Annotated in this window: 6 protein-coding genes; 2 read left to right on the top strand and 4 right to left on the bottom strand. The window is 70.2% G+C overall.

Features of this window, described 5'->3' with window-relative positions; translation table 11 throughout:
* From RT513_RS20500 to RT513_RS20485, 4 genes are all read right to left on the bottom strand, one after another.
* On the bottom strand, positions 1 to 326 hold a 326-nt coding region (locus RT513_RS20500; RefSeq protein WP_313534513.1), incomplete at its 3' end, for an ATP-binding cassette domain-containing protein.
* Positions 326 to 1,153 (bottom strand): ABC transporter permease, encoded by an 828-nt coding sequence (locus tag RT513_RS20495; RefSeq protein ID WP_088216869.1) that lies wholly within the window; start codon positions 1,151 to 1,153, stop codon positions 326 to 328. The genes RT513_RS20500 and RT513_RS20495, both read right to left, overlap by 1 nt.
* A complete protein-coding gene (locus RT513_RS20490) occupies positions 1,150 to 2,151 on the bottom strand; it encodes an ABC transporter permease (RefSeq protein WP_313534503.1) in 1,002 nt (333 codons plus the stop codon). Before RT513_RS20490 ends, RT513_RS20495 begins: the two co-directional genes overlap by 4 nt.
* A 1,273-nt stretch (positions 2,152 to 3,424) precedes the next feature.
* Complete coding sequence (locus tag RT513_RS20485) at positions 3,425 to 4,963, bottom strand: ABC transporter substrate-binding protein (protein WP_313534501.1); 1,539 nt, start codon at positions 4,961 to 4,963, stop codon at positions 3,425 to 3,427.
* A 116-nt stretch (positions 4,964 to 5,079) separates the two neighbouring features.
* On the opposite strand from RT513_RS20485, the gene nikR reads away from it, so the two are divergent.
* Together nikR and RT513_RS20475 are read left to right on the top strand one after the other, a co-directional pair.
* The gene (gene nikR, locus RT513_RS20480; RefSeq protein ID WP_409518438.1) at positions 5,080 to 5,565 is read left to right on the top strand and encodes a nickel-responsive transcriptional regulator NikR; all 486 of its coding nucleotides are present in this window, start codon (positions 5,080 to 5,082) and stop codon (positions 5,563 to 5,565) included.
* Between the two features lie 475 nt (positions 5,566 to 6,040).
* Positions 6,041 to 7,297 (top strand): AGE family epimerase/isomerase, encoded by a 1,257-nt coding sequence (locus tag RT513_RS20475; RefSeq protein WP_313534497.1) that lies wholly within the window; start codon positions 6,041 to 6,043, stop codon positions 7,295 to 7,297.
* The last annotated feature ends 54 nt before the right edge of the window (positions 7,298 to 7,351 follow it).

The following is a 7,351-nucleotide window of genomic DNA, read 5'->3' as shown; positions in this document are numbered from 1 at the left end:
ACCGCCCGCCGCCGTCCGGCGCGATCCGCAGCGCGCCCGATCTGCCGCCCGGCAGAGGCGAGCGGGTCGAGATGCGCGGTGCTCTGCGGCAGCAGCGTCGCCCGCCCCGCAAGGCGCACCCGCCCCCGCAGAACCGCGTTGGCGGGCAGGAGGCCAAGGATGGCATGGGCAAGGATGCTCTTGCCCGCGCCGGAGGCGCCTATGACCGCCAGCACCTCCCCCGGGCGAAGCCGGAAGCTCACCCCCGTCAGGCAGGCATGCTCCACCTGCCGGAAAAGGCCGCTGTAGCGCCGGAACGTCACCGAAAGGTCTGCCACTTCCAGCATCAGTTTCGCCCCTCCCGCGGGTTCGCCAGCCGCTCTGCCGCGGAGCCGAGCGCGTCGAAGGCCAGCACCATGGCAAGCAGCGCGAGCCCGGGAAACACCCCCAGCCACCAGCGCCCCGCCGAAAGATGCCGCATCGCCTCCGCCAGCATGACGCCGATGGCGGGCCGCGACGGCTCCAGCCCGAAGCCGAGGAAGGTCAGACCCGCTTCGTGCAGGATGGCATGGGGGAACATCAGCAGGAATCCCACCAGCATCTGCGGCCCGAGATGCGGCAGGATATGCCGGCGCAGGATGAACAGGCGGGAGTGCCCGAACCCGCGCGAGGCCTCCACATAGGGGGCGGCCTGAAGCTGGAGCAACTCCGCCCGCAGGATCCGCGCGAGCCGGGGCCAGTGCGACAGCGCCACCGCCCAGATGACCGCCCCGGTGCCGCCGCCGAAGGCGAATGACAGCAGCACCAGCAACAGAAGATGCGGCAGCGCAAGCATGACATCGGTCACGAACCCCGCCGCCCTGTCCGGCCAGCGACCAAGGGCGGCGGCACCGGCCATCAGCGCGGCGATCACCACGGACATGCCCGCCGCCAGCAGCCCGATCCGCAGGCTGAGTACCAGACCGCTGACCACCCGCCCCAGCATGTCCCGCCCCATCGCATCCGTGCCGAACGGATGCGCGAGCGACGGGGGCAGGTTCCGCTGTCCGAAATCCGCCGCCAGCCCGCCCGGACCGGGCAACAGCGATGCCACCACCAGCCCGAACAGCAGCAGGGCCACTCCAAGCCCGGTCACCGCTGCCCGCGCCCGCCCCGTGATCGCCCCGGCAGTCATGAGGCGCCCCGGTGGAGCCGCGGGTCCACCAGCCGGTAGAGCAGGTCGGCCACTGTATTCGCGCTTGCCACCACGGCGGCGGTGACCAGCGTGATGGCGAGCAGCAGGGCCACATCGCCCTGCAGGCCCGCCTGCACCGTCGCCCGCCCCAGCCCCGGCCAGGCAAACACCTGCTCCGCCAGAATGGAGCCGCCGAAGATCTCTCCGGTGGAGGCGAAAAGGATGGTGATAGCGGGCAGCGCCGCATTGGGCGCGCCGTGCCGTAGGAGGATATCCCACCGCCCCGCCCCCTGCGCGCGGGCGAGCAGAACGTGATCGCTCGCCAGAACCTCCACCAGCTTCGCCCGGACATGCAGCGCCACCTGCGCCACGCCGAAGAGCGTCAGCACGGCGAGCGGCAGGATCAGATGGGCAAGGCGCATGGCAACTGTCACCTCCTCCGCCGGGACGCCGATCGGCCCGGCACAGCACACCGGCGTCCAGCGGAGCGCGACGGAAAACAGCAGGAGGAGCAGCATGGCCAGCCAGAAGGTGGGCGTTGCGGCGAGCAGGTAGCAATACCCCTTGATCAGCCTGTCCGGCCAGCGCCCGCGCCAGCCCGCCGCCACCAGCGCCAGTCCGAAGCCCAGAAGCCCCGACAGCAGCCACGCCCCTCCCGCCAGCAATGCCGAGGGGCCGAGCCTTGCGCGCAGCACCTCGGCCACCGGCGCGTTGAAGCTCGTGCTGAAGCCCCAGTCCCCGGCGAGCAGGTTTCGCGCCCAGTGAAGGAACTGCTCCCCCGCCGGACGGTCCAGCGCCCAGCGGGCGGCAATCTCCGCCTTCCGCTCCGGCCCCAGATGGGCCATGGCCGGGCCGAGATAGGCATCCACCGGATCGACGGGCGAGGTCTTCATCAGCAGAAACGCGGCCAGTGCCACAGCCAGCAGCACCGCAGGCAGCCGCAGGACCGGCCAAAGGAGACCGCGGGGGAGACCGCGCGCCCTCACGCCGTAGGCCACGTAGCCCGGACGCCTTCCGGCGCGGCCTCTGCTCCGCGTGGCGCCCGCTCCATCGCCGCCCTGAACCGGCCGGAAGCGGCGGCGGGATTGCCATCTGCCCCGTCCCGGGCAGGCAACCGGGCAGACACTCGGACAAACACCCGGGCAGGCAGGCAGGCGCGCAGGCGGGGGGTCAGGCGGGCGGTCAGGAGACCACGAACCGGTAGCTGCTCCGCAAGACCGTCACGGACTGGAACGGCGATGAGCGGGGCGCATCGCCCCCCCCATCGTCGCGCCAACCTTTCCGCGAATGGAGTGAGGAGGCCACGACAGCAGAACGCGATGTCATGGCGGGCCGGACTGGGCGGCAGCAACAGGCGGAAGGCAGCGCCGGGCGCCGCAAGCCTGCCGGACGCCGGACCACGAGGTGTCAGCCTACGGAGTGCCAGACCCGGGAATGCCAGAGTACTGGGTGACAAACCACGGGGAATCAGACCGCAGAGGACCAGACTACGGAGGACCGAACTATGAACAACCAGACCACGGATGCCCGGACTATGGACGCCCGGATGGCGGGGCGCCTGAACACTGAACGCCTGTCCATGGAACACCTGAACACAGGACACCTGTCCACGGGACGCCACACCGCGGGCCCCCACACCACGAACCACGCGACGAGGGCACGCGGGGCTGCCATGGCGTAGGATCGGGCGGCGGGTGGCCTCGCTCAGGAGGGTTGGAGGGCGCGCCGTCCGGCGGCAGGAGGCCGCGCCACGTCCGGCGCGGCGGGTCCGGCGAAGATGGGCGGCGCTGCCGAAGCCCCGTCCTGACAGGTCGCGATGGCGATACCCAATGCTGTCCTTAGGCGCGTGGGAGAGGATCTCCGAGCGCCCGTCCTGACGGCTCCCGGCAATGCCGCGCCTGCGCGTGCGGGAGCCGGCCTCCCCCCCGGCAACCCTGCAGGAAAGCGGTCGCTGCCCGTTGCCATGGCGGCGCAGGAAAGCGCGGGCCTCCTGCTCACCAATCGTTCCCGCCACGCGGACGGAGGGTTCGTGCGTGGACCATCCGTCGCCTGCTGCGCCACCGCTTGACGGGTCGCGCGGTGAGGCTCCGCACCCCGGCTCGCTGCCCGAGGCGTGGATCACCTCCCAGCCGACCCGCGATGGCCCACACGCGGAGGGGCGAGCCGGCTGGCCCCGGCGTAGGGGTCGCGACGCATTGCCCCCGGACTTTGTCGCCCCGGCAGGGTTCCGGCCCCACTCACGCCTACGCTCACAGAGATGCTTGCCTCCGATCATTCGCAGGTCCAGCGCCATTCGGAGATGCCTGCGGTGATCGGCCAGCCATGGCCGTGCGGTTCCACCTGCAAGGGGCCGAGGTCGAGGCAATCATCGACGAGATAGACATGATCGAGGTTGACCAGCCACGCCCACGCATTGTCCCCTGCGGTGCCGTAATGCTGCGCGGCCTCCGCCCAGAGCGGATAGGACGCTTCAAGGCTCTCCGCCGCCTGGGCCCGATCGAACAAGGCGTCCACCTCCGGGTTGGCGTAGAAGGTCGGGTTCAGATACTCCACCCCCTGCAACCGCCCGGAATAGAGCGCATAGACCTGATAGGGCGAATGGCTGCCGAAGCCGAAGACCACGGGCTCCACATGCATCACGCGGCCAATGCTCTGCCAGCTTCCCCCCTTCGCCACCGCCGCGATCCCCAGCGGGTGGAGGAGTTCGGCCACCGTCTCCGCCAGCGCCTGCCGCGTCGCATCTCCGGCGGGGTAGTTGATGGCAAATGCCGCACGCGTCCCGCCCCTGACACGGACCCCGTCCGGGCCGGGAAGCCAGCCCGCCTGATCGAGCGTGGCCCGCGCGGCGTCCCCGTCAGGGGCGAAAGGGGCATCGCCGCCCCAGGGCAGGCCATCGGCGGGGCCGAAGGCGGGCGTGCCATGCCCCTCCAGCGCCACGTCCACGATCAACGCGCGGTCAAGCCAGAGGTTGATCGCCCGCCGGATCGCCGGGTCGGAGGTGACCGGATTGCCGACCTGCCGCCCCGCCTCCTCATGCGGGGGGGTGAAGGGCAGGCTGATGCCCCGGTTGTCCACCGTGCGCGCGGAAACGGCATGGAAGCCGGAAGGGACCGCCTCGGCAAGCTGGGGGGGGACGGCCACCATCTGCGCAGCCCCTGCCCTCGCCGCCGCCAACCCGCCATCCGCCCCGGTGAACAGAAAGGTGATCTGCCGGAAGGCGGGCTTCTTGCCGTAATAGTCGTCGTTCCGGGCGACGATGAGCTGTCCGCCTTCCGACCATGACACGAAGCGGTATGGCCCGGAGCCAACGGGAGCGCGCCCGTAACCCGGCCCATAGCCCGCCTCCGGCACGATGCCGAGGCTGTAGAATGTCTCTGCGAAGGTGATCCACGGGCGGGAGAGGGTGATGCGGAGCGTCCGGTCATCCACCGCCTCTGCCCCCTCCATCACGGAGAGGTCGAGCGGGCCCGCCGCCTCCCGCGCGGTGCGGAAGGTGAAGGCCACGTCCTGCGCGCGGACGGGGCGGCCATCGCTGAACCGCGCATCGGGACGGATGGTGATCGTCCAGACGCGGCGATCCTCCGACAGCCGCCATTCGGTCGCGAGATCGGGAAGCGTCTCCAGCGCCGGGCCGCGCTTCAGCAGGGTGGACTGGAAAAGCGGGTTGCCATAGCTGCCCCAGCCGGTCATCGGGTCGAAACCCGTCTCCGGCTCTCCCCCGATGGCCAGAACCAGATCCTCCCGCGCCGGTGCCATGCCTGCGGCAAGGACAAGGGCCGCCGAAAGGGCGATGAGAAGCTTCTGGCGCATGGTTCCCGGGCGTATGATGTTTTCAGGAAAAATGCCTACCGCAAGCGGCGTGGAACCGGCAAGTGGCATCCGCTACACTGGGCGAAAGAATGGCACGGGGGGCCGGGATGCAACGGGTGACGATGACGATCGATGCGGAGCAGCTTGCCACGCTCGACGCCTATGCCAGCGCACGCGGCTATGCCAGCCGGTCGGAGGCGATGCGTGACATCCTGCGGGAGGTGGAGGCGCGGCAGGTGGCCGAGGAGGCGGAGGGCAACTGCTTTGCCACGCTGACCTATGTCTATGAACATGAGACGCGGGAACTCGCCCGGCGGCTTACCGCGGCACAACACGACCATCATGACCTTTCCGTTGCGGCGCTGCATGTCCATGTGGATCACGACGACTGTCTGGAAGTCGTGGTGCTGAAAGGCGCGACGGCGGACGTGCGCGCCTTTGCCGATGCCGTGACGACCCAGCGCGGCGTGCGGGCGGGAAGCCTGCACGTGATCCCCGCCACGCGGCATGCCAACCCCGTCGCGTCGGTTTCCGAGCGCGGAACATCCGCCGGACACGTACATGTGCGCCCGGCGGCGGTGGAAGACAGCGGGAAGCCGTAAAACCTCCCCTGCGCTGCAGGCTGGGCGGGGCGTCCGGGGACTGAGCGCACTACGGATGCCGAAAAGGCTCCGCGAGCCCGCTCCGAAACCCTTTCCGCGCAACCCGGTGCCCCGTCGAAACGCCTCGTTGCGTTAACAGGCCGCTAAAAAATCCCGAAGTGTCATGCCTCTGCGCCGGAAATCGGAGGATCGGCCAGAGAATGCCCTGAAGTGAAGTATGGATATCCGGCTGGATTTCGTCGGGTGCGAATGATTTCCGCTCCAAGGCAAGCCAAAAAGCCTTTTGGGCAGCCTGTTAACGCCCCGCTCTGATGTGGCGGCGAGACCCCCACGCGCGTTGCGACATCAGCCCTGCCATCCTGCGAGGAAAGCCCTCGCCCTCTACCCGGCCACCGGCGTGCAGCCAACCCGGGCATGGACCGTCTCTTCGGCGTGGCTATACTGCGCCTGAACCCGCGCTTGGAGGGCGCATCAGATGTCCCCATCCCCGACCCCGCCCGACTGGCTGGACCGCCTTCCCCATCGCTGCTGGCTGGAGCGGGAGGCCCAAAGGCTGCTGGATTTCTCCAAGCCTTCGCGCGTGGGCGACGGCTTCGTCGCGCTCGACAATGCGGGCCGCGTGCCCTCCGGCGCGGTGGCTGACACGATCATCACCGCACGGATGACGCACTCCTACGCGCTGGGGGCGCTGCTGGGCCTGCCGGGGGCGGAGACGCTGGTGGCGCATGGTGTGGCGTCGCTCAGCGGCCCGCTTCGGGACAAGCGCAACGGGGGTTGGTGGGCCACGGCGGCGGGCGGCGGGCGCAAGCTCGCCTATCTCCACGCCTTCGTGGCGCTCGGGGCAAGCTCTGCCGTCGCGGCGGGAGCGACGGGCGCAGAGGCGCTGCTCGCAGAGGCTGCCGACGTGCTGGAAACCCGCTTCTGGTCGGAGGAGGAAGGCGCACTGCGCGAGAGTTTCGACCCCGGTTGGGGCGGAGAGGAAGACTATCGCGGCGCCAACAGCAACATGCACGGGGTGGAGGCGATGCTCGCGCTGGCCGATATCTCCGGCCAGCCGCTGTGGCGGGAACGTGCCCTCCGCGTGGCGGCGCGTCTCATCCACGGCGCGGCCCGTGCCAACGGCTACCGCCTGCCCGAGCATTACGGGCGCGACTGGGCGCCGCTCCGCGACTACAACCGGGACCGGCCGTGGGATGACCTCCGCGCCTTCGGCACCACGCCGGGGCACGCGATGGAATGGGCGCATCTGCTGCTGAAACTGGAGGCGGCGCTGATCCGGCAGGGCGCTGCGGTGCCGGGGTGGCTTCTGGACGATGCCGTCGCGCTTTTCGACACCGCCATGGCGGAAGGCTGGGGGGCCGACGGCCTGCCGGGACTGGTCTATACGCTGGACTGGGAGGGCCGTCCCTCCATCGCCAACCGCGCGCACTGGGTGCAGGCGGAGGCCGTGGTCGCGGCGGCGACCCTGCTCCGCCGAACGGGCGAGCCGCGGTTCGAGGCGTGGTATCGGCGGCTCTGGGACTACATCGACCTCACCCTGATCGACCGGCAGGCGGGCGGCTGGCTGCATGAGGTGGATGCGGCGGGAAGACCGACGGAGCGGATCTATCGCGGCAAGGCCGACCTCTATCATGCCTTTCAGGCATTGCTGGCCCCCGTTCTGCCGCCTGCACCCTGCTACGCCGCGGCGCTTGCGGAACTGCCTCCGCCCCGCGATCCGTTTCGACCGTAGGCAGCGGGCAGCGGGCAGCGGGCAGCGGGCAGCGGGCAGCGGGCAGCGGGCAGC

This window comes from Haematobacter sp., assembly GCF_032102465.1.
In the GTDB taxonomy this organism is placed as follows: Bacteria; Pseudomonadota; Alphaproteobacteria; order Rhodobacterales; family Rhodobacteraceae; genus Haematobacter.
The sequence above is the reverse complement of the archived record's forward strand: the minus strand, read 5'-3'. Positions and strand labels throughout refer to the sequence as shown.